At 53.4% G+C, this 22,607-nt stretch carries 18 protein-coding genes; 13 read left to right on the forward strand and 5 right to left on the reverse strand.

All coding sequences use genetic code 11. From position 1 onward, the window contains the following. Positions 1 to 74 precede the first annotated feature (74 nt). Positions 75 to 614 (reverse strand): hypothetical protein, encoded by a 540-nt coding sequence (locus tag EJ361_RS08275; RefSeq protein WP_126245021.1) that lies wholly within the window; start codon positions 612 to 614, stop codon positions 75 to 77. Positions 615 to 944: 330 nt separating this feature from the next. Further along, complete coding sequence (locus tag EJ361_RS08280; protein WP_126245022.1) at positions 945 to 1,844, reverse strand: AraC family transcriptional regulator; 900 nt, start codon at positions 1,842 to 1,844, stop codon at positions 945 to 947. Between the two features lie 195 nt (positions 1,845 to 2,039). Between EJ361_RS08280 and EJ361_RS08285 the strand changes: the two genes are divergently transcribed. From EJ361_RS08285 to EJ361_RS08335, 11 genes are all read left to right on the forward strand, one after another. Further along, the gene (locus EJ361_RS08285; protein ID WP_126245023.1) at positions 2,040 to 2,924 is read left to right on the forward strand and encodes a sugar phosphate isomerase/epimerase family protein; all 885 of its coding nucleotides are present in this window, start codon (positions 2,040 to 2,042) and stop codon (positions 2,922 to 2,924) included. 19 nt (positions 2,925 to 2,943) lie between these two features. Further along, positions 2,944 to 4,110: a mandelate racemase/muconate lactonizing enzyme family protein gene (locus tag EJ361_RS08290; RefSeq protein ID WP_126245024.1), complete on the forward strand. Its 1,167-nt coding sequence runs from the start codon at positions 2,944 to 2,946 to the stop codon at positions 4,108 to 4,110. A gap of 11 nt (positions 4,111 to 4,121) precedes the next feature. Further along, positions 4,122 to 4,613, forward strand: coding sequence for a VOC family protein (locus EJ361_RS08295; RefSeq protein WP_126245025.1), 492 nt, complete (start codon positions 4,122 to 4,124; stop codon positions 4,611 to 4,613). Further along, positions 4,610 to 5,560: a 2-hydroxyacid dehydrogenase gene (locus tag EJ361_RS08300; RefSeq protein ID WP_126245026.1), complete on the forward strand. Its 951-nt coding sequence runs from the start codon at positions 4,610 to 4,612 to the stop codon at positions 5,558 to 5,560. Before EJ361_RS08295 ends, EJ361_RS08300 begins: the two co-directional genes overlap by 4 nt. A gap of 21 nt (positions 5,561 to 5,581) precedes the next feature. Beyond that, positions 5,582 to 6,436, forward strand: a complete 855-nt coding sequence (locus tag EJ361_RS08305) for a ThuA domain-containing protein (protein ID WP_126245027.1) — start codon at positions 5,582 to 5,584, stop codon at positions 6,434 to 6,436. An 18-nt stretch (positions 6,437 to 6,454) separates the two neighbouring features. Then, on the forward strand, positions 6,455 to 9,670 hold the full coding sequence (locus EJ361_RS08310) for a PVC-type heme-binding CxxCH protein (RefSeq protein ID WP_126245028.1): 3,216 nt from the start codon (positions 6,455 to 6,457) through the stop codon (positions 9,668 to 9,670). A 33-nt stretch (positions 9,671 to 9,703) separates the two neighbouring features. After that, positions 9,704 to 10,930 carry an MFS transporter gene (locus tag EJ361_RS08315; RefSeq protein ID WP_126245029.1) on the forward strand — a complete coding sequence of 409 codons (1,227 nt, stop codon included), beginning with the start codon at positions 9,704 to 9,706 and terminating at the stop codon, positions 10,928 to 10,930. 322 nt (positions 10,931 to 11,252) lie between these two features. Next, positions 11,253 to 11,660 carry a hypothetical protein gene (locus EJ361_RS08320; RefSeq protein ID WP_126245030.1) on the forward strand — a complete coding sequence of 136 codons (408 nt, stop codon included), beginning with the start codon at positions 11,253 to 11,255 and terminating at the stop codon, positions 11,658 to 11,660. Between the two features lie 287 nt (positions 11,661 to 11,947). Further along, positions 11,948 to 12,727, forward strand: coding sequence for a LuxR C-terminal-related transcriptional regulator (locus EJ361_RS08325; RefSeq protein ID WP_205686954.1), 780 nt, complete (start codon positions 11,948 to 11,950; stop codon positions 12,725 to 12,727). Between the two features lie 75 nt (positions 12,728 to 12,802). Next, positions 12,803 to 14,869 (forward strand): hypothetical protein, encoded by a 2,067-nt coding sequence (locus tag EJ361_RS08330; RefSeq protein WP_126245031.1) that lies wholly within the window; start codon positions 12,803 to 12,805, stop codon positions 14,867 to 14,869. A 27-nt stretch (positions 14,870 to 14,896) separates the two neighbouring features. After that, the gene (locus EJ361_RS08335) at positions 14,897 to 15,475 is read left to right on the forward strand and encodes a hypothetical protein (RefSeq protein ID WP_126245032.1); all 579 of its coding nucleotides are present in this window, start codon (positions 14,897 to 14,899) and stop codon (positions 15,473 to 15,475) included. Positions 15,476 to 15,570: 95 nt separating this feature from the next. Here the strand turns inward: EJ361_RS08335 and EJ361_RS08340 are convergent, their stop codons facing one another. After that, entirely contained in the window at positions 15,571 to 15,978 is a 408-nt protein-coding gene (locus EJ361_RS08340; RefSeq protein WP_126245033.1) for a DoxX family protein, read from the reverse strand. A gap of 313 nt (positions 15,979 to 16,291) precedes the next feature. Between EJ361_RS08340 and EJ361_RS08345 the strand changes: the two genes are divergently transcribed. Next, positions 16,292 to 16,609: a hypothetical protein gene (locus EJ361_RS08345; protein WP_126245034.1), complete on the forward strand. Its 318-nt coding sequence runs from the start codon at positions 16,292 to 16,294 to the stop codon at positions 16,607 to 16,609. A 254-nt stretch (positions 16,610 to 16,863) separates the two neighbouring features. Here EJ361_RS08345 and EJ361_RS08350 read toward each other — a convergent pair whose 3' ends face one another. Further along, entirely contained in the window at positions 16,864 to 19,539 is a 2,676-nt protein-coding gene (locus EJ361_RS08350) for a carboxypeptidase regulatory-like domain-containing protein (protein ID WP_126245035.1), read from the reverse strand. Between the two features lie 12 nt (positions 19,540 to 19,551). After that, positions 19,552 to 20,397 carry a GLPGLI family protein gene (locus EJ361_RS08355; RefSeq protein WP_164714133.1) on the reverse strand — a complete coding sequence of 282 codons (846 nt, stop codon included), beginning with the start codon at positions 20,395 to 20,397 and terminating at the stop codon, positions 19,552 to 19,554. Between the two features lie 335 nt (positions 20,398 to 20,732). Here EJ361_RS08355 and EJ361_RS08360 point away from each other — a divergent pair, with 335 nt between their 5' ends. Then, complete coding sequence (locus tag EJ361_RS08360; protein WP_205686955.1) at positions 20,733 to 22,592, forward strand: histidine kinase; 1,860 nt, start codon at positions 20,733 to 20,735, stop codon at positions 22,590 to 22,592. Positions 22,593 to 22,607 lie beyond the last annotated feature (15 nt).

Genomic DNA, 22,607 nt, shown 5'->3' on the forward strand with positions numbered 1-22,607 from the left:
ATGCGTAAGGGCAATTCAGCAGAATGCCCTTACGCCTGCAAGCAATCGTCAGGAACAAAGAATAATTGATTTACTCAGCAACCGCCTTCGGGGAGAATACGTTTAAAAATTGCTTTACCATCCCGTTCGGCATATTCGACGGTAACTATTGGATACGAATACTTGGGCGCGTACGATACGTGATGGCCCCTCATAATAATCTTGTCGTTGACTTTCAGGCTTTGCAATACCTCCATTTGTGCCTTTTCCGACTGAAATGTTGCTATGTATTCTTCTCCATTGATCCTGACCATCAACCCGAAACCTAATCGTGAGCCAGGTGGAAGTGAAAGGGACGTGACAACCGCCTCCATTTTGGAAGAGGTGCTTATATGATGCCTTAATTTTTCAGCCCTGGAAAGCACTTTTCTACCTGCAAGAGACGCTTCCCATTTTTTGAAATTCATACCTGCAGGGGTGGCCTCCCAGTTCTTTCGTTCGGCTTCCATTTCGGCAGCAGAGAGGGGTTTGGGAGTTGATTTTTTGGGGGGCTCATTTTTGATCTCGCGATTCGCGAATACAAGCCCGCCTACCACAACCAGCGGTAAGATCAGCAGATAAATGAATTTTTTCATGATTTTTGATGGTTTAATTAACATAAATCGATCTCCTGAAAAGCAGATCCGTTTAAGGCATTTCCTTTGGCGTGTATATCCGGGAAATGGCGATTCAGCTAAATTACCTGGACGAGCTTCAACTGGAAGAATCTGGATTGTAAATAATAGTGTAACCTTTGTAAATTAATCGTAAACGGGTTTTCTTACTGTCAAAATCTGTTCTCCGTAAACCGCAAGTGATTGTTTGTGTTATTATTACTTATTATTACTTATTATTATTTATGTGATGTGTTTGGCTTTTAAAATACCCGGAACTGACGGTTTTTGTATCGCCGGAAGGGAAGTATTTCAATCCACCACCCGCAACAGCGGCGTCCCGGCATTGCTGACAACGAACACCTTGCGGTACTCCCGCGGCGTAATGCCCTGGTGGATCTTGAACTGCCGGTTAAAATAGGATACATTGTCGAACCCGCAGGCATAACAGATGTCGGTAATATTATCGTCTTTCCCGATCAGCAACCGCGTGGCGTGGCTGATCCTGATTTCATTGACGAACTGTGAAAATGTTTTGTGCGTGTTCCGCTTGAAAAAACGGCAAAAGGCCGCTTCGTTCATACAGGCCAGCGATGCGGCGGTCCGGATGTCTACGTCATGATGGTAGTTCTCGAGCACATAGTTGAAAATGGACGACAGTTTTTCAGCATCGCTTTCCTTGTACTGGATCTTCCGGCTGTCGTCGGTAATGATGGCCCCGTCTTCTTTATGGACCCGGGATAATTCTTCCAGGATCTGCAGCAGCACGATGAGGTTTTTCATTTGCTGGTTGGGCTGGAACTGGAAAAACAGCTGGTGGAGGGATGCATGATTGTTGCCGAACTTGATGCCGTAAGCGGACCGCTGCAGCAGCAGCTTGATATTCCTCAATTCGAGCGTGTCGAAAAAATCCTTCCCCATGAAATCCGCTTCAAACTGCACCACCACCGCATGCACGTTTTCATTTTTCCCGACGGAAAGGTTGTCGTTGGAGAAACAATGCACCAGTCCCGGCCCGAACATAAATATTTCCCCCTCATCATAATTCACCACTTTATTGCCCACATACACCTGTCCCGCACTTTTTACGATGAGCGTCACTTCATATCCCCTGTGAAAATGGAACGTGTTGGTGAAGTGCGGCTGGCAGAATTCCTTGATGGCAAAACTGGCATCCTCCGAGGTGGATATATGTCGGTAAGAAACTTTCATGCGGCCAATTTTAGTACAATAATTGTTTTCCGGCGGCTGGAAATCGGATTTAGGTAAATATAGTATTGAAAATCGGCAAATGGTGTACTTTTATTTCAACGGTAACCTGAATAAGTTTGTAACATCAGCTTCACGAGAGGAAGTCTACCTTGCATACCGACCTGATCATCAATTTCACTTTATATACAGCCCGATATGGAACTAGCGATACACAATTGGATGCGCTCCGAAACAGTCACGACCACGATACGGAGAATTGCAGCACAGGGGTACCCCCTGTTCGAAATTGCCGGAAGCCCGGAACAGTACGACACGGCCGAAGTACGGAAAACATTGAAGGAACACGGCGTCAAATGCTGGGGGTCGGTTACCCTCATGCTGGGAGAACGGAACCTGCTGGCCAGGAGCGAAGCGCAGCGCGCCGCATCCGTTCAATATGTAAAGGATGTGGTGAAAATGGTGAAGGAATTGGATGGACATATGGTTTCCGTGGTTCCCGGTACCGTTGGAAAGCTCGTGCCCGACGGCCGGCCGGAGGAAGAATGGCAATGGGCCGTAGACGCCATGAAGGAAATTTACGCCTACAGTGAAGCCGCCGGGATCGTACTGGGAATTGAGCCCATCAACCGGTTCGAAACGTATTTCATCAACCGGGCCGACCAGGCGCTGGCGCTCGCCGCCGCCGTGGGGCCCAATTGCGGCGTGTGCCTCGACACCTTCCACATGAACATCGAAGAAACGGATATGTTTGCCGCCATCCGCAGGGCAGGCAGCAAACTGGCCGGTTTCCATGTGGCCGACAATAACCGGATGGCCCCGGGAATGGGGAATCTCGATTGGAAAAAGATCGTGGACACCCTCCGCGAAGTCAACTACGACAAAGTATTGTCCGTAGAATTCTGCGCCCCGCTAGACCGGACGCCGGCCAATCCCTATCCGGGCTCTATCGATGAAACGCCGGAAAACCTTTCGGCCGAACAGGAGAAATTCCTGGTAGACCATGGCAGCTCTTCCGTTACGGAAGAATTTTATTCCATGCTCACCCGTGAGTCCTATAATACCTTATCCAAACTTATTTAAAAGCGGTCAACTTCAATAAATGAGAATCTCGAACGTAGAAGCGTTTTGGTTACGCTGCCCCATCCCGAAAGAAAAACAGCACGCCTCGGATTATGGCTTGCTGACGAATTTTGATATGACTTTGGTCGTAATCACGACAGACAGCGGATTGCAGGGCTTCGGTGAAGCGAAAGCCGCAGTGGGCTCCTCCGGCGTATGCGCCTCCATCGTCAACTGCATCGAAAACGAACTGAAACCCTTGCTGGTGGGGAAGCCTGTCAGCAATATCACCCGCCTGTGGGAAGAAATGTACAACGGCACCCGCGATCATTACGCCCTGTCGAGAGGCCGGAAGTTCCCCATCCTCGGCCGGCGCGGCCTCACCATCTCCGCCATGAGCGGGATCGATACCGCCCTGTGGGACCTGAAAGGCAAAATGCTTAACGTGCCCGTGCTCGACCTCCTCGGCGGCGCCTGCCGCGACCATATGCCCGCCTACGCAAGCGGCGGCTGGGCGGATGTCAATAATATCGGTGCACAGGTAAAAGGCTATGTGGATAAAGGCTTCAGGGGTGTGAAAATGCGGGTTGGGGTGATGGACGACAGCGTGCAGAAAAGTATCGACAGGGTAAAAGCCGCAAGGGCGGTACTTGAGCCAGACGTAAAATTGATGGTAGACGCACACGGTACCTTCAGCGTGCCGGAAGCCAAACAGTTTTGCCGCGGCGTGGAAGACAGTAATATTTATTGGTTCGAGGAGCCGGTCAGTCCGGACAACAAACCCGGCACCGCGGAGGTAAGGGCGGCCACCTGCATTCCCATTGCAGCCGGCGAAAGTGAATTCACCAGTTTCGACATACATGAACTTTTACAGCTCCGGGCGGTGGACGTGATCCAGCCGGATGCGGCTATCATCGGCGGCATCTCGGAAGCTATGCGGGCAGGGCATCTTGCCTGTGCGCACCAGGTGGAAATGGCGCCGCATTGCTGGGGTTCCGCGTTCTCGTTTATGGCCGGGCTCACCGTGGCGTTTGCCTCTCCATCCGCCACCATCATCGAATTTTCGCTGGGCGGCAACCCGATGATGTACGACCTCGTGAAAGAAAAAATTACGGTTACCAACGGCTCCATCGCCGCCCCCACAGCTCCCGGATTGGGAATGACGCCGGATTGGGATTTTGTCAGGGAATTTAAACAAGGTGTTTAAAAAAAGTATTTATGGCCAAAGCAATTAAAATCAACCACGTAACATTAATAGTGGACAACCTGGAAAAGGCAGGCGAATTCTATAAAAATGAGCTCGGCCTCGAGCCGCTGCCCGCTTTCCGGTTCGATTACCCGGTGATGTTTTTCCGGTTCAATGCCGAACAGCAATTGCATCTCTCGGAATGGGACGACCGCACTTCTTTCCGCGGCCACATCTGTGTGCAGGTAGACGATTTCAATACGATATTTTTCCGGATGAAGGAACTCGGGGTGATCGATGTAGCCCCCTGGGGCAAGGTGCGCAAACTGCCCGATGGCGCCATGCAGATGTTCGTGAGAGACCCGGCGGGCAACCTGGTAGAGCTGTCGTCCGCTCCCGGCGCACCGATCGATCCGCGTATCCTGGAAGACGAATTTTACGAAGAAGGATTGTATGTTTCCGGCCGGAACGATTTCCGGGGAGACCGATCAGACGACGCCACATTATATCATAACAAGCCATGAAGAAAAATGTAATGCTGCTGGAAACCATTGCCGACGAGGCGTTGGCCGTGCTCCGGGAACATGTGCATGTTTTTACCGGCTATGATAAAGCCAGCCAGGAATCGGTGCTGGCATCCACGGAAATTCATGGCATTGTCACGCGGGGAAAAATGAAAGTCGACGACGCGCTCATGGCCGCATGCCCCCAGCTGGAAGTGGTGGCCCGCTGCGGCGTGGGGCTCGATAATGTGGATGTGGCCGCCGCTTCGGCAAGAAAGATCCGGGTGGTCAATGCTCCGGGCAGCAACGCCGCCACCATCGCGGAACATACGCTGGGCCTCATGCTGATGCTCATGCGCGACCTGTACGCTTCGGTAGACCGTGTGAAAAAGGAAGACTGGAACTGGCGCAACCAATACGCCGGCGACGAGCTCAACGGCAAAACCCTGGGCATCCTCGGCATGGGCAACATCGGTAAGCGCGTGGCGCGCCTGGCCGAAGCGTTCGGGATGAACGTGGTGTACTGGAGCCGCTCGGAACAGGAATTGCCTTATACATATCTGTCGATGCAGGAAGTTTTGCAGCGATCCGATATCGTGAGCCTGCATCTTCCATTGGCGAAAGGCATGGAAAATCTGATCGGAAAAGCGGAGCTGGCAATGATGAAACCAGCATCGCTGCTCATCAATACGGCAAGAGGCGCGCTGATCGATCATGCCGCGTTGCTGGATGCGCTGAACGAAGGTGCCATCGCAGGTTTTGCTGCGGACGTGCTGCCCGACGAGCCGCCGGTACAGAGCCTGGCGCTGGTGCAGCACTCCCGTTCGCTCGTGACACCGCATTCCGCCAGCCTCACGGCCACCACGTACCGGAGAATGTGCGTTTACACCATCAACAATGTAGTAGCATTGCTGACCGGCCGCGAGCCGGACAAGGAAAGCGTTTTCAATAGAAACTCGTTTGTATGACCATCACAAATCCCTGTTAAAATGAATACTTTTTGTTTCGGTTTATTATTGACGCTGGGAGGTTTGTTCTGTACCCAGTCTCCTCAAAAGGCGAAAAAGCCGCTGGTCGTTTTTGTGTGCGGAGACCATGAATACAGTGGCGAAGCAACCCTGCCGATCCTGGCAGCGGAGCTGGAAAAGAATTACGGCATGAGAACGATCGTGCTCAAATCTTCCCCGGACCATAACAGCGAAGAAAACATCCCCGGTCTGGAAGCCTTGAAGGATGCCGACCTGGCCGTTTTTTACCTCCGCTGGCGCAGGCTTCCTGCCGATCAGCTGGCGCATATCGAAGCATACCTGAAATCCGGGAAACCGGTGATGGGCTTCCGTACCACCACGCATGCATTTAATTTCCCCGCCGGCCACGCCAGCGAAAAGTGGAACGCATTCGGGGAATTTGCCCTGAACGCGCCTCCGGGCTGGGGCGGCAAAGCCAAACATACGCACTATGGCCACAGCAGCAGCACCGATGTGAGCGTGATCCCTGCCCAAGCCGAAAACCCCATCCTGACGGGCGTTGCGAAAAACTGGCACGTGCGTTCCTGGCTCTATCATGTAGTGCCCGATTACCCCGTCAAAGGCTCAACGTGGCTGCTGACGGGCAAAGCGGTGAACCCGGAAAGACCGGCCGTGGAAAATCCCGTGGCCTGGACCGGCACCAACTCCTTCGGTGGAAAAGTATTCATGACCACGCTCGGTCATCCCGAAGATTTCAGGGTGGAAGCTTTCCAGCGGCTGCTGATCAATGCAATTCATGATGAGCTTGGGCGCAAGGTACCGAAGAAATGGAAAGGCAAGATCGATATCAACGTTCCTTACCGCGTAGCTAATTAGAATAAATTACCGGAGATCATGAGATTAACCACGTTTGGCGGGCTGCTACTATGTGCAGTTGCGCCTGCAATACTGTTATTGAACGCCTTCAGGGCAAAAGACCCGCCGCCGCTGACGCTCGTCAAAGGCGCGCGCATCGCCATGATCGGCAATAACCTGGGGTCGAGGATGATCCATTATGATAACCTGGAAACCGAGCTCCAGGTGCGGTTCCCTACATATCAACTCTTTATCCGGAATATGTGCGACCCCGGAGAAACGCCGGGGTTCCGGCCGCATGCGGGCCGCACAACGCCCTGGGCTTTTCCCGGCGCTGAAAAGTTTTCGGTGAAACGCGCTAATCTCATCAGGAGCAAAGCCGATCCCGCCAAATTGCTGCTGGACGAAAACGACCCCGCGGAAGGTTTTTTTGAAACCCCCGATGAATGGCTCACCCGGCTCAAAACCGATGTGATCATCGCGTTTTTCGGCTACAACGAATCTTTCGCCGGCGAAGCCGGTCTGCCCAACTTCAAAGCCGAACTGGGCGCCTTCATCAAATGGACGCTCCGGCAAAAATACAACGGCGCCTCCGCCCCCCAACTCGTCATAGTATCCCCGATCGCTTTCGAAAACCTGTCAGACACCCGCGATCTGCCCGATGGCCGCAAGGAAAACCGTAACCTGCAATTATACGCCAACGCCATGAAAGAAGTGGCCGCGCAGCATAAAGTCCTTTTCGTGGATGCGTTCAATCCTTCCATGAAATGGTACAACGAATCCGCCGCGCCATTAACGATCGACGGCTCCCAGCTGAACGAAGCAGGTTACCGGAAACTCAGCGTATTGCTCGCCGACCAGATTTTCGGAGAAGGAATGACACAAGCGCAAACCGACAGGAAACTGGTGAACGACGCGGTGCTGGAGAAAAACTGGATGTGGCTGTACGATTATAAAGTGCCGAACAGCGTGCATGTGTATGGTCGCAGGTACAAGCCTTATGGGCCCGATAACTTTCCGGCGGAAATCAAAAAGGTCCGCGAGCTGACAGAAATCCGCGACACCGCCATCTGGCTGGCCGCTTCCAAAGGAGAAATCATGGACCTGGCGGCAGCGGATAAAAATACCAGCGTGCTGCCCGACATCCAGACCAACTATACCGAAAACCGCAAGAACGGGAACCTGCAGTATTTGTACGGACAGGAGGCGGAACGAAGCCTGAAACTGCCCCCGGGCTATAAAGCGGAACTTTTTGCGTCGGAGTCGGAATTCAGTGATCTCGCCAACCCCGTGCAGCTTTCATTCGACAATAAAGGCCGTTTATGGGTGGCTACCATGCCCACGTATCCGCAATACAGGCCCGGCGATCCGAAGCCCGACGATAAGATCATCATCCTGGAAGACACCGACCAGGACGGAAAGGCCGATAAACAAACGGTTTTTGCGGACGGTCTGCATTTGCCGCTGGGATTTGAAATAGCGCCGGAAGGCGTGTATGTTTCGCAGGGTATCGACCTGGTGCTGCTCAAAGACACGGACGGCGATGGAAAGGCCGATCAGAAGGAGATCCTGCTGAGCGGGTTCGACGATCATGATTCCCACCACGGCAATCACGCCTTCACGACAGACGGTTCCGGGGCTATCTTTTCGGGCGAAGGCGTGTTCCTCCGTTCCAATATCGAAACGTCGTACGGCCCGGTTTACGCCACCAACGGCGGTTTTTACCGGTTCGATACCCGGCGCATGAAACTGGAACGTACCGCGCAGCTGGATATTCCCAATCCCTGGGGCATTACGTTCGACGATTGGGGCCAGCCATTCTTCGCTGAAACGTCTTCGCCGGACGTGCGCTGGATGCTCCCGGGAATGGTGATGCCGCGATACGGCCGTGCAACGCACAAATCCGAGCAGCTGGTGGAGCCGAAGCACCTGGTGAGGCCCACGTCAGGCATCGAGTTCGTTTCCAGCCGGCATTTCCCCGACGATGTGCAGGGCGATTTGCTGATCAACAATACGATCGGGTTCCTGGGCATCAAGCAGCATACCATGGAAGACGCCGGTACCGGTTATAAAAGCCATTTTCATATGGATTTGCTGAGGAGCGACGATCCGAACTTCCGGCCGGTAGACCTGGAGTTTGCGCCCGACGGGTCTTTGTACGTGGTGGATTGGCATAACGTCCTCATCGGCCACATGCAGCACAATGCCCGCGACCCCCTGCGCGACCATACCCATGGCAGGATCTATCGTATCACCTATCCCGCCCGCCCGCTCGTAAAACCGGCGAACATCGCCGGTGCGGGGATCGACGAGCTGCTGGAAAACCTGAAACTGCCCGAATACCGGACCCGCTACCGGACCCGCAGGGAACTGCGGGGAAGGGATGCAAAGGAAGTGATGGCAAAAGTCAAAACCTGGGCCGCCGGCCTGGACACCGGCGATGCCCGGCGGGAGCACCATTTGCTGGAAGCGCTTTGGGTGAGCCAGGGCACCGGGAAAGTAGACCCGCAGTTGCTGAAACAGGTCCTGAAAGCGAAAGATTACCATGTGAGGGCAGCGGCCGTACAAGTGCTGCGGTATGCGGGGCCGGAAGTGGCCGACGCCGCAGCGCAGTTGCTGGTGGCCGCCCGGGACAAAAACAGCCGGGTGCGGCTTTCCGCCATCGTGGCCGCTTCGTGGATGAAGAAGGAAACCGGGCTGCAGGTGCTGGCCGCCGCGGGCAGGTTCCCGATGGACAAATGGACCGTTCACGCCTATAAAACCGCGCTGGCACATGTAAAAGGCGTGGATGTGGAAAAGGAAGCTGACCCCGAAACGAAGAAGAAGACGACCCTGCAAGGCCCTGCGCTCGCGTTGTTCAACCAGGGAAAGGTCATCTATAATAAGGAAGGATATTGTAAGACCTGTCACCAGGCAGACGGGAAGGGCCTGCTGGCTGCCGGGTTCCCGCCGTTGTCCGGGAATGCCTGGGTAAACGGTAATGACGAGCGGCTGATCAAACTGGTGCTCAAGGGATTGGTGGGGCCCATCGAAGTGAGCGGGAAGAAGTACCCCGGCCAGGTGCCCATGACGCCTTTCGGCGGTTTGCTGAAGGATGAAGAGGTGGCCGCGGTGTTGACGTATGTCCGGAATTCGTTCGGGAACAACGGTGCCGCCATTTCCCCGGAAAAAGTAAAGAAAATTAGAAAGGCCACAGAAAATAAAAAAGATTTATATTCAACGGATCAATTACTGAAAGAACACCCTATGAAGTAATTCGGCGTTGGGCCAAATCTTAAATTCTACGTCATGAACAACAAACTGAGATTGTTTTATGGCAGTTGTTTTGCACTGATCACAACTGCATTTTCTTTCAGCATCAGGGCGGGCATTCTTCCGCAACTGGCTGAAACTTTCCAACTGAGCGCCACGCAGCTGGGATTCATCAATTCCATGTGGTTCCTGGGGTTCCCGATTTCCATGGTGATCGGCGGACTGTTTTATTACCAGATCGGGCCGAAGCGGATCATGATCTTCGCATTTTTCGCGCATACGCTGGGCATTCTCCTGACGATTTACTCGGGGGGATATACAGGCCTGTTGATTTCCACGCTGCTTTTGGGTTTGGGGAACGGCTGTACGGAAGCGGCCTGTAACCCCATGATCGCAGACAGTTATTCCGGCAAGCAGATGAATACCCTGCTCAACCGTTTCCACATGTGGTTCCCCGGCGGTATCGTGATCGGCAGCCTCGTGTCTTTGGGCATGACGCACCTGAACCTGGGATGGGAAGCGCAGATATGGATTATCCTATTGCCCACGCTGGTGTACGCTTTCCTGTTCTACAAACAGGAATTCCCGAAACCGCAGCACCAGGAAAGCGTATCCGTAGTAGAGAACCTGAAAGCGATGGCAACACCGCTTTTCATATTCATCGCCCTTTGCATGACGCTCACCGCCATCAGTGAATTCGGGCCGCAACAGTGGACCGGCATCATCATGGCCGCTAGCGGCGCCGAACCTATGGTAATATTGGCGCTGGTAACAGGATTGATGGCCGTTGGGAGATATTTCGGCGGAAGCATCGTCGGGAAGTTCGACCAGACCGGCGTGTTATTGGGGTCAGCGGTTTTTGCCACCATCGGCATTTACCTCTTCAGTACGCAAACCGGTGGAATGGCTTATGTAGCCGCCATTTTCTTCGCGATCGGAGTATGTTACTTCTGGCCCAACATGATCGGGTTCGTTGCAGAGAAAATTCCCAAAAGCGGCGCCCTCGGCATGTCTATCGTGGGCGCGATGGGGATGTTCTCCACCTCCATGTGGAACCCCGTGATCGGCCGTTGGATCGATGAAAGCCGCGTAAAAGCCGCAGCAAACGGTTTGACCGGAGCTGATCTCGAACTCGCCGCCGGACAGGAAACCATGAAGCTCATGATCATCTTCCCCGGGGTCTTGATCGTGCTCTTCGCATTACTCTGGTTCTGGGTGAAACGCAGCAAACCTGCACAAGCAGTAAGCCAGCCCGCACATTGATTTCAGGCGCGTCATTCCCCTTCGGGGAAGATGCGGAAACATACAACAGGCAACGATTCAGAAGGAATTTACTTCCCTGGTCGTTGCCTTTTTTTTTATCCAGTGCGGTAAAATAATGCCACGGCACCAGGGCGGAATTTTCATTTCCGACTCAATTTATTAATAATCAATAATTTATAGTTATTTGTTTTGTTGCATCCCGCCAAAAATCCATACGGCTTGAGACGGTATAAAACCATCCTCATGTTTCCTTGTTATGATTTCAGCGGCGGATTTTCCGGATTCGGTACACCTTTTGCTTCTTCACATTAAAACAACCCATATGAAGAAATTGCCCCTCTTGTTCCTCCTTTTAGGCATTGTGCTTTTTACCACTTCGGCTTGTAAAAAGGAATATATTACGAATGAAACGATACCCAATTTTACCGTGGTGCATACGGTTGTAGTGGCGGATTGGACCCTCAACCAGGCAGACGGTACGTATACGGCGGTCATCAAAATGCCCGAAATCGACAACGTGTCTTTCGACAACGACGGGGTAGTGGTGGCAGCGATGTTCGATAATATCAACTACGAAGCATTGCCACAGGTGTATGACGGTTTCAGCTACACGTTCTTTTATTCTCCCGGCTTCCTGACCATTTCCGTCCAGGGCGCCAACGGCGGACCAGGTTCCAGGCCCACCGGCCCGATCAAGTTCAAGATCGTGCTCGTTCCCTCGGCACAGTAATCCCGCCGCCAGGCGCTTTGAGCGCAACATCATATGCCGGCAGCATCACGCCTCAACAGCGGGTGCTGCCTTTTTTATGTACCCCATCCCGCCCCAACATTTGCAGAAATCCCGAAAAATCGTACATTAACGAGTCTATAGCAATGTCGTAGTCCTAACTATCGTAATTTTTATGAAGTGAACAACCAATTTCGATTAATATCACTCAAGATGCACCGAACCAAAATCAGTTGATCCCGATTTATTTTCAAAGAGCAAATCATATCCCCGTACGCAAGCAGTTTTGTATGAAAAACACGCCTTCCAAGTATTACCTGACGGCCAAAAAGTTCTGGAAAACGGTCGTAGACATCGAGACCGACGCAGACCCCGCCGCACTGCAGCAGCAGATCGAACTTCACAAAAAACTCCTCAACGTATTCCAGGCCGGTAACTATTTCTATTTCGTTTTTAATATGTATTCCGGCGACACCGACCTGATGAGTCCCGGCGTCACCAACATGTTGGGGTATGAACCGGAAGAAATGTCGATTTCGTTCCTGATGGATTGCATCCACCCGGACGATAAACCATTTTTCCTCAATTTCGAGCACAAAGTAGTCGAATTCTTCAAAGGCCTTCCGTTCGAAAAAGTCCATTGCTACAAAGTGCAATACGATTTCCGGATCAAAGCCAAAGACGGTCGGTACGTTCGCCTGCTGCACCAGGCCGTTCAAATCGATTTCGACGAACAGAATTACTACCGGACGCTTTGCCTGGAAACAGACATCACCCACATCAAGCCCGAAGGCAAACCCTGCTTCTCCATCATCGGCCTCGATGGCGAACCCTCGTACTACAATATCCAGGACGCACAGGTATTCACCAAGTCGTTTGACCGGTTCACGAAACAGGAAAGGGTCATTCTCAAAGGGATCGTGGAAGGGAAATCCAGTAAAATGCTCGCCGGCGAGCTTTGCATCAGCCTCAACACCGTCAACGTTCACCGGAAAAACATCCTGCGGAAAGCGGAAGTCAACACCCCGTTGGAGCTGGTTACCAAAGCGATCGGAGAGGGCTGGATTTGATATAAAATAACTAGCGGTAGGTATTTTTTTGCTTTTCCGAAGCCGGTAGCTTTGTCAGCAAGAATGCACCTTACCATGAAAAGTCGCCTACTGCTCGTTGCACTTGTATTGCAAACTTCCGTCTCGTTCGGTCAACTCAGCGTTTACCTTTGCTCCGAAACCAATGAAATCGGGTGGAGCGCCGGACTGGAAAATCCGCCGCGCGACAATAACGCCTATCAACATTGTAAGGAACGCGGCGGGAAATTCCCGGTTTTGCTGTTCACCCATAACGGCCCGGGGCATTTTGCCATCGTGGCCGCCCAGAACGACCAGGGGAAGAGGGTTTATGGCGTTGGCGCCGGCTTCGGGTCGGACGAATCTGCGTTGCGGGAGGCCCGGTCGCAGGCCATGTTCAGGGGAGGGCAGGAAAAAACCTTCTATACCTTGTCTTCCGGCAGCAGGCTGGCACCCAAATCGAATAACACCACATCCTCCGCCCAACCCGCCCCGAAGCCCGACTGGAACGAATGGCGCAACACCGCATGCGCCAACCTCCAATACCGGAACAAAACGCTGGAAGGGTACGACTGGAATTTCCAGGTCCATATGTACTTCCAGGTCAAATCGAATTTTAAAGTGCCGGTAAGCTTTGTTTTCGGGCTGTACGATAAAAACGGTAAAATGCATTTCGGCGATGTGCATACCCTTCGGCCCGGGGAGCAGCAGGAATTCGTCCATAAAATGAGTGGCCGCATCATCGAAAGCATCCGCATTACCGAAGTGAAAAACGCACAAACGGGCCGGAACCTTTCCTGCGACGACGACGGAACGAAGAATTCCGGCGAATCGGAAAGGGATTTGATGCAGGAGATCAATGGCTACGCCGTCCAGATCCCGGACGATAACCCCACGAAAAAACATTTCCTCCAGCGGATCGAATATGCCCGGAAGGATACCAAAATAACCGAAGACGGATACTTCAACGTCCTGAAAGAAGCGCGGGACGGGCTTAAACGGCTCCACGAATCCATCAGCAAAACCCAAACCTGGCAGGATAACGCGAACGCACAAAGCGCACGCATAATCGAAGAACAAAAACAGAAAGCGGAAGAACAGCGCCTGGCCGAAGAGCAACGCAAGAATGAAGAACAGGCAAGGAAGATGGCCACGGAAAAAGCCGCTTTCGACGAAAAAATGCAGAAGGGCAACGCGGCGATGAACAGTAGGAATTACCCTGCCGCGATAAGTTATTACCAGGCTGCCCAGAACAGCACGACAGACGCCAACGACCGGGCCCGGGCCATCAACAGCTACAACGCGGCTTTGGAAGCGAAGAAATCCGCCGACCGGGAAGTGAGGGTGGAGCAGGCAAACATCCGGGACAAGGATGAGAATATCGCTTACGGCACCATGGCCACCGCAGCCGCCGGCGCCATGGTCTTCCTGAAGGATGGTTACAGCGGAAAGGGCTTCGCCGGGAAATTCTCATTGGGACTGGGGTACGAGCATTCGCCGATCCTGAGCAACGGCTCCGGCGAATTTGCCGCCGCCAAATCCTGGATCGAGGAGCGCAATCTGCTGACGTTCCACACCGGCTTTACTTTGGGCGTGCTGAACAATAAACCCGTATCGATTTACCTGAAACCGGAAATGAATCTCGGCATGAGCGCGCTGGTACCCGGCGTGAGCGGTGGGTATTTCAGTTACGGAGGGGCCGCGGTATTGCAACTGGCGGTGAAACCCCACGCGAAATTCAGCATCTTCGGCGAAGGCGGCTGGATGCGCTACAGCGGCACGTTCAAGTACGACGCCGATGCGCAGAACAATACGGCTACGGATGATGTGCGGGAGGGGAATATGTCGTTCAGCAAATTGCGGTATGGCGGCGGGTTTATGCTCCGGTGGATCGATAGGGGACGGGGGAAGGAAACGTACCTCCGGCCGGGTGCATTCTTTGAAAAACCGTCGTTTTTCACGGGCGCCGCAAAGCCGGTTCTGAGCATGAACCTCCAGGTCAATGTTTACAGCGCCATCCTGCTCGACTTCACCTACACACCCAAAACCTTCATCCCCGGTGAGTTGCACTACCCCTCGACCCTCGAAAGGAAGGATGTGAACTATTTCGCGGTGAAAATCATCCGCCAGGGCCGCCTGAACTGATCTTGCCTTAACCGAAAAACTTGCACCATGAAATCCTGCCTTATATTATTCGCATTCGTTGCCTTATTTACCGTTTCCTGTTCGGAAGAATCGCAGATCGAAGGGCTCATCGCCACAAAGCCTACCGTAGTGGCGCTAAACGCCGAAATCGGGAAAGGACAGGAAAAAACCGTAGCCATGCCGGTCAACGGTTCCAACTGCAACCTGTTCGTCAGGAATATTTTCACCGTCTCCGGTTCCACGGAATACAGGAACTGCCTGTTGACCTTGCAGAACGGCGCAGGTAAGTTTTCCCACAAGTACGTTAATTCCACTTCCTACATCAAAAAGTCGGACATGGGAATGCAGGTAACGGGCGCCATCTTCAACCCCGAAACGGCTTCGGGCTTTTTGTTCTCTACCACCAATCCCGTGAACACCGGCAATTTTACTTACTACGCGTCTACCGTCAAATTCAATGAAACGGCTTATATACCGGTCAAATTCACGTTGAACGGCAACGCTCCCGTATTTGGTTACCTGGTAGTGACGCCGGCGCCCGACAAACTGGTCATCAGTAAAGTGGTGTATAATGTGGTGGGAGAAATTTCGGCGGGGAAAGAATAGTGGGGGGATCGGAGTGCGTCTTCTTTCATTTCACTTCTCATAAAAAGAAAAGAGCGGCACACCGGCCGCTCTTTTCTTTACCGGGAAACCGGGAATTATTTTTTCCGGAAAGCGGCATCCAGCGAGAAGCGTCCGCTTCCGAGCACGAAAATTACAACGCTCAGGAGCAGGTAGGCGAAAGCCAGTTCCTTGTTCTGGAAAGGATCTTTGGCATGTGCGATGAAAAATGCAACGATCATGGTGATGAAGATCGGGATGATCGACAGGCGGGTAAAGAGCCCGAGCACCACGAAAATCCCGCAGAAAAACTCGGCGAATATCACCAGGATCACTGTGGGCTTCACACCGATGCCGATGATGTCGGTAAACATCTGCAGCATGGTTTCGTAAGCGGCCAGCTTGCCGTAGCCGTGATAGATGAAAAGTCCACCAACGATAAGGCGCATTAAAAGCGCGGCAAGGTCGGTACTGAGCGGTTGTGTGCTAAGGATACTGTTTTTCATAAAGAAGATCGCATTTAGGTTAAGTACACATCAAAAGTAAGTAGAATATTTATTTCTTTCGCTGTCATTCCCCGAATTCATTTTTAACCCTAATTCGCTTACAGGATAATTTTACGACGCTGCGCTTCCTGGTCCTTCCCGCGAATTTCCCCTGAATCGGTACGAATATCGATCCGGCGATCACGAATATACAAACGCCCCGATTCGGCGGTCGTTAATCCCGATTTTTACGGCCGGAATGCACTTCCAACCGCAGCAATCCGATCATCCTCTTATTCGAATACACATTTGTTAACAATTAAATCAAAGAAAAATGAAACGTTTATTTCTCGCTACGTTCTGCCTCGCACTGGGCGCAGGCGCATTTGCAGCTGATGCTAAAACCACCAAACCGGCTACCGGAAAAGCAACGGTAAAAACCGCCAATGGCAACAACATCGTGGTAAGCACGAAAAAACAGGAAGTGAGCCAGTTCCGCATCCAGCGCCAGATCCTGACGCAAGACCTCTGCGGCAACCACATCGTTGTGTACGTATCCGGCCCGAACAATTCTACCTGGCTGCAGATGTACGACTGCGCTACCACTTACGTATCCCAGCACCTGGATTCCAACGGTTGCTTCAACGGATAATTTTGTTAGACATGAGGTGATGAAAGCCAGGTCCCAAAGCCGGCAACCCCGGTATTTCAATATCCAGGCTTACACCAAAGGGCAATCCACCGGGTTGCCCTTTTTGATGGCCCGTAGCCGGACGTCCGTTGTCCAATCAGGATCGCCTGCAGGAACCTCTGGAAATATGCATCCTATAGCCGTCTCAACGGTTGGCCTCCAATCCGTTCGGGCGGCGCTCGTGAATCCGGTAAAAAGTTTGGGGGAATAAAGGATCAGAATCCAAATAGATACTTCACCATCAATGTTCTGCCGCGCAGCGGCATTTCCATGATGGATAACTGGTTGGCCGTGGTCATGATCTGCCGGTATTTTTCCTGTCCCAGCAAATTAATACCGCTCAACTCGAACGTGCTTTTCCATTTCGGAACGGCATATCGCGCCTGCACATCAAGGAAATGCTGGTGGATGCCGGCTTGTCCGGAAGGGCGGTAAGTTGTGAATTGATAGGCCGGCGTGATGGAAAGCTTCCCGGTCAACTGCTGCTGCCATTCCGCCCTCGCCTTCACCGATTCCGTGATATTGGGCGCTGCAAAGCCTCTCCGGGGTTGCAGCCGGTACACCTGTTTCCCCGCTTCCCCGGACACGGAAATCTTCGCGCCGAAAGGCAGTTTCTTTTGTGCGGCCATGCTAACGCTGAATTGACGGGAGTTGAAGGGCGATATATCGCCGTTATACCACATGTTACCGGTTTGCAGGCTGCCCTTTGCGGCGGCCGACAACTGAAGCGACAAGGCGAAGATGTATTTCGAGTAATTCCCGCCGGCGGTAAATTTCGATTGACGGTTATCGTAATCCATGGCCGTGATGCGGGTAATGCCGCTGTCTACCATAAAAGCCTGCAGGAAATTCTGGCGGGTGTGTTCCGCCGAAACCGTGATTTGCCAGAACATCATCTGGATGGGCTTGCGGAAAGCGAAGCGGCCCGTCGCGGAATGTATGCCCGTTTTGGGAAGCGGCGCCGCGTTGGCGTTGAATTGCCGGTAATTGACGAGGATGGTCCCGGGATAAATGTCGTTGACATGCCCGAACGTGGTTTGTCTGCCGTACCGGAACTGTAATTCACTGTACCTGCCCAGGTTCTTTCTGAATTCGAGCGTGGGGTTCAGTAGGAAGTGCTCCTGCCTGCGGTCCCCGTTTTCTCCCTGTACGCCATACCCGATGAAATGCATGGCCGGTTTCGCTTCTGCAACGATCACGCCCCGCGGCAACATCCACGTGGCATTGGCGCTGGCGAACAATCCCAGGTTTCCGAAAGTGACGTTGTTGGAGAACCGATCTCCCGCGGGGCTGGGTTTCCCGGCGCTGTCCGTCGCCTGGAGGCCGGAACGGAGATGGTTCCTTTCATAATTTCCCCCTGCTGAAAACGACCACACCAGTCGCCCCCGCCTGATCCTGAACGCGGCGGACTGATGCACGTACAACTGTTCCGTTCGCACCTGTTGACCGAGTTGCAGAAACCCTGCGCTGTCGTTGACGAGGTTTTCATGCAGCCCCGGGAGGATGAACAGATTTTCTTCCACATGATCGTATTGCAATACCGAATTGTATTGCAGCAAATGTCCGCCGCCGAGTGCTTTCACGATCTGCGTTTCGTTGCCCGCGCCTTGCTGGCGGACGGGCAGGCGTTGCTGCATGAACCGGCCGTTCTGCCAGGCGTCTCCCCTTTCGGTGGCGCTGGGGATATTCAGTTTGGTGGACGATTTCACGAAAGCCCCGGTACTGTTTTTCTCGAACTGTGCCTGCACCTGCCATTCGCGGTGGCGGTCTGTGTTCAACTGGGATTCGTGGTAGCGGATGGTGTCTCCCTGCGGCAGAAAATATTGTACCGACTGCGAAAACTCGTACCTGCGCTTCAGGTCGAGGGCGGAAAGGTTTAGCCGGAGTGCCCATTCTGCGGGGAGTTTGAACAATGCGTTGGCGTTGATGGCGTGATCGGTATTGCGGAGATAATATTTCTCGTTTACGGCGGGCTCGTTTTCTCCGGTCATGGAAAGATAGGCGTGGGGTTGCGGGGGCGGCGTGGTGCCATTGCCGGAAGAAACCCCCAGGTCGGCGGTTTCCCGCTGCAGGTTGCCGCCCGCGTTATTGGATTTCACATAGTTTATGCTCTTGACACGTTGCTGCAGGATCAGATTGCTGAAAGAAAGCAGGTAAACACCGTTCCCGGCGCCCGCTTCGCCGGTATTGACCGTGGTGGCGCGGGCTTTGCCGGACAGGCGGAGGTTGAGGGAAACATTGTCTGCCGGAACGTATCCGCTCAGGACTTTCACCGGTTGATCGCGCTCCAGCACCTGCACCTGTTCCACCGCATCTACCGGCACGTTGTTCGTAGCGATGCCGTAGCGCCCGTTGAGGAGGTTTTCCCCGTCGATATAGACATTCGAAATCCGTTTACCGTTGTAGCTGATCGTACCCTTTTCGTCTACTTCGATCCCGGGCAGCCGGGCGATCAGGTCGCCGATCACCCGGTCGTTCTTGTCTTTGAAAGCGGCTACGCGATATTTCAGCGTATCGCCGGAGGCCTGGATGCCGGTTTTTGATTTTACGGTAACCTCCGCCAGCGCGGTAGGCAGCGGGGAAAGGGTAATGAGGAAGGGAGACCTGCCGCTGGAGATGGGTTGGATGAAAGGCCGGAACCCCAGGGCGGTCACTTTGAGCGACAATCCGTTGCCCGTGGAAGGGAATTTACAATCGAAAGCGCCGTTGGCATCCGTTTTTGTAAAATGGACGCCGGCGCCGGAAGTGTTGATGATGGTTACGGAAGCTGCCGCAATCGGCCGGCCGGTACTGTCTTTCACCTTGCCGTTCACCGGGGAGGGTGTTTGCGCCAGGGTTTGCAGGGCGAAGGAAAGTACGGGCCATATCAGCAACAGCGGTTTCGAGCGCAATCCGGTATTTTTTTACTTGGTTAACTTGTGCTCGAGGGGGTAATTGAGCTGGGGCTTGTTGCTGGGTGCATTCATCTGCTGGCCGTTCACCGTTGCGTTTTCGACCCTGACGTCGTCGGCGCTTCCGGCATTGGCGGAGAGCCCTTCGCGGTAGGCGGCTTCCATACGGAGGAAAGCGGTGTTAGTTGTGCTGGTGGCGTCTGCCGGTGGGTCGAGCGAAACCCCGGAAGGCAGCGCGGCGTCCGTTTCGATGCGGGTGCAGGTGAAACGGATGCGGTTGGCGACGTCGTGCGCTTCGAGGATGAGGCCGGGCAGCCCGTGCAGTTTCCAGGGGCCGAAGCTGGCGGGAATGTCGGTCGTGAACCAGGCGGTATAAGTTCTGCCTTTCACCGTGCCGGTGGCTTTCTGGCAGGTATGGCCGAGGATTTGTTTCGTTTCGGTAGTAATCTGCCAGTCGGTTTTTTCGAGGGGTTCCCGGATGAGGTAGTTCGCCTGGTGGAAATTACGGTTAACCAGCAGGGCCTGCCCGTTGGTGTAAACGGATTCTTCCGTGACCGGCCTCCAGGCGCCCATATTCACCGTAGTGCTGTTGGTGCGCTCGGCTTCCTCGAAGGCAGCGCGGTGCGTGGAATCCTGCCGGCGCTTGGTAGCGCTGAAGTACACGCTTTGCTGCGGCCCGAACGCCAGCTGGAAATCTTCTTCCCAGATGCGCGAGGGGCGCATAGTGTCGCGGACGTGGGAGAAGTGATAATATGCGATGCCGGCGCGCCCTTCAAACGGTGTGTCGTCTTGCTGGCGGAAGGAGAACAGTGCGGAAAGCAGCAGCGCGGATATGATGTATTGAAGGAATGAATGCATATCCAAATCTCGCTCCCAATCGTAGCCCCGGCAACGGCAAACCGATATCCGGCGGATAGAAATCCATATTCGAAGCTTTTCGGCCCATATTTGAACCATATTCGGAAAGCCCCGCGCAGGAATCCGGCGAAAAACGGCGGATTTGGACCGGAACCCGGCGGATATGGAACCGGCACGCCGCTTATCCGCCATGATAGGTACATTTATATTGTTATGCGATCTAACCGTTCCGCATATAGGGATCGGATCGTATTTTTATGTTTTTTAGCCGAGCAAATTTTTGAAGGATGAATGTAAGAACGGCATTGGCTGTCTTCGGGATAATCGCCTTGTTCATGACCGCATCCTGCGGAGAGCAGCCTGCGCGGCGGAAAGCCCCGCAGCTAGCTGCGGCGGCGGATGACAAGGATTACCTGGCTCTTGTAATCGGAATGGACACCCTCGCGTCTGACCAATACTGGAAACTGGTTTTCCGGGAAGACAGTCTCCTGTCCAATCGGCCAGACAGTAACGCCAATCCGTTTTTCCACTATTTCCGCGGGCGGCGGCTCATCAAGCAGGAGTGGCGCGACAGCGCCATGGCCCAATTCGCTAAAATGAAAGGGAAGGGGCCGGACGACGATGTTTCCCTGCTCCGGGACCACACCATCCTCGACTACGAAAGCCGCGGCGGCATGATGGTGGAAGCGGAACTGATGCAGAAAATCCTGGCGGCGATGAAGCAAGCCGAACGCCTCCACAGCCCGCTCACTTTCAGGTTCTACGACCTCATGGCCAAAGCGTATTATCAGAACGAAAACGAAAGCGAATCCCTCGAATACGCCGAGCGCCACTTCAAATCGCATCCCTACAATACCCATCCCGTAATTATGCAACGGCACTACGATGTGTCGTTCCTCCTCGCTTACCGGATAGACGATTACGATAAAATGATGCTGTACAACGCGCTGTCCAGAAAACTGGCGGTCCATATCGGCGACAGCCTCGCCATCGCCCGCACGTACGACAGCGAAGCGCAGGTGCTCAGCAAGCGGGGCGATTTCGCCAAATCGCTCGCCTGCAGCAGGATTTATGTGGATTACCTCGAAAGAACGAGCCGCCCCCACGAAATCGCGTACAACAACCTTGCCACCAGTTTCAACCACAACGGCCAGCCCGATTCGGCCATCCGGTACTACAACAAAGCCATGGCCATGGCAAAGGCGCAGAACAGCCGGCAAACACCAATATATTACAAAGGCCTCGTGGAATCCTACAAACTGAAAGGGGACATGGGAAATGCCATGAACGCCCTGGATTCTGCGTATGGCATCGAAGTGCGCAATCTTAAAAAGATCGAAGCGGTCAAGTTTGCCGAGATCCACGAAAAATACGAAACCGAGAAAAAAGACCGCAACATCGCCGAGCTGAGCAGCCGCAACGCCCTCAACGAAAGCGTCATCCGCCAGCAAAGATGGATTCTCGGCCTGGGGACCGTAGCGTTCCTCGGCGGCATCGGGTTCCTGTTTTTCCTCTACCGTCAAACCAAACTGACCGAAAGGAATAAACGCCTCGAGTCGGAAAATCACCGGCTCATCATGGAACAAAAATTATTGCAGGCCCAGCTGAACCCGCACTTCATCTTCAATTCCATCGCCAACCTGCAAAGCCTCGTAGCCTCGGGGGATACGCGGGAATCCGTCCGCTACCTGAGTGTTTTCTCCGGCCTCCTGCGCAATGTGCTGGAACAAAGCCGGAAAGATTTCATTTCGCTCGAAGAAGAGATTTTCTCACTGGAAAACTACCTGCAACTGCAACAGATGCGGTATCCAGGGCTGTTTGATTATAAAGTGGAACTGGCGGAAGGCACCTGCCCGGAAGAACTGCTCATCCCACCCATGATCATTCAACCGTTCGTGGAAAATTCGATCGAGCACGGGTTCCGGAATATTCAATACAAAGGGATGCTGACGATCGGGTTCGCACTGCGCGACGGTAAACTGAACATTACCGTGAACGACAACGGAAAGGGCATCACCGAAAAAAGCCCCGGAGAACAGAAGAAACAATCGCTCGCCCAAACCATCCTGAAAGAGCGGTTCCAGGCGCTGTTCACCACAGATTGCCAGCGGGCGCGGTTCGATGTGGAAAACAAGGCAAACACCGGCGGGCGCGGCGTTTCGGTCCACATCCTCATTCCCGAGATCAGGGACTAATTCCAATCACCATGC

The sequence above is a fragment of the Chitinophaga rhizosphaerae genome, from assembly GCF_003958645.1.
Lineage (GTDB): Bacteria > Bacteroidota > Bacteroidia > Chitinophagales > Chitinophagaceae > Chitinophaga > Chitinophaga rhizosphaerae.

Coding starts and splice junctions, on each gene's coding strand:
- EJ361_RS08300 (WP_126245026.1), top strand. CDS start 4,610: ATGAAGAAAAATGTAATGCTGCTGGAAACCATTGCCGACGAGGCGTTG.
- EJ361_RS08340 (WP_126245033.1), bottom strand. CDS start 15,978: ATGAAAAACAGTATCCTTAGCACACAACCGCTCAGTACCGACCTTGCC.
- EJ361_RS08275 (WP_126245021.1), bottom strand. CDS start 614: ATGAAAAAATTCATTTATCTGCTGATCTTACCGCTGGTTGTGGTAGGC.
- EJ361_RS08290 (WP_126245024.1), top strand. CDS start 2,944: ATGAGAATCTCGAACGTAGAAGCGTTTTGGTTACGCTGCCCCATCCCG.
- EJ361_RS08280 (WP_126245022.1), bottom strand. CDS start 1,844: ATGAAAGTTTCTTACCGACATATATCCACCTCGGAGGATGCCAGTTTT.
- EJ361_RS08330 (WP_126245031.1), top strand. CDS start 12,803: ATGAAAAGTCGCCTACTGCTCGTTGCACTTGTATTGCAAACTTCCGTC.
- EJ361_RS08360 (WP_205686955.1), top strand. CDS start 20,733: ATGACCGCATCCTGCGGAGAGCAGCCTGCGCGGCGGAAAGCCCCGCAG.
- EJ361_RS08285 (WP_126245023.1), top strand. CDS start 2,040: ATGGAACTAGCGATACACAATTGGATGCGCTCCGAAACAGTCACGACC.
- EJ361_RS08345 (WP_126245034.1), top strand. CDS start 16,292: ATGAAACGTTTATTTCTCGCTACGTTCTGCCTCGCACTGGGCGCAGGC.
- EJ361_RS08295 (WP_126245025.1), top strand. CDS start 4,122: ATGGCCAAAGCAATTAAAATCAACCACGTAACATTAATAGTGGACAAC.
- EJ361_RS08355 (WP_164714133.1), bottom strand. CDS start 20,397: ATGCATTCATTCCTTCAATACATCATATCCGCGCTGCTGCTTTCCGCA.
- EJ361_RS08315 (WP_126245029.1), top strand. CDS start 9,704: ATGAACAACAAACTGAGATTGTTTTATGGCAGTTGTTTTGCACTGATC.
- EJ361_RS08335 (WP_126245032.1), top strand. CDS start 14,897: ATGAAATCCTGCCTTATATTATTCGCATTCGTTGCCTTATTTACCGTT.
- EJ361_RS08305 (WP_126245027.1), top strand. CDS start 5,582: ATGAATACTTTTTGTTTCGGTTTATTATTGACGCTGGGAGGTTTGTTC.
- EJ361_RS08310 (WP_126245028.1), top strand. CDS start 6,455: ATGAGATTAACCACGTTTGGCGGGCTGCTACTATGTGCAGTTGCGCCT.
- EJ361_RS08325 (WP_205686954.1), top strand. CDS start 11,948: ATGAAAAACACGCCTTCCAAGTATTACCTGACGGCCAAAAAGTTCTGG.
- EJ361_RS08320 (WP_126245030.1), top strand. CDS start 11,253: ATGAAGAAATTGCCCCTCTTGTTCCTCCTTTTAGGCATTGTGCTTTTT.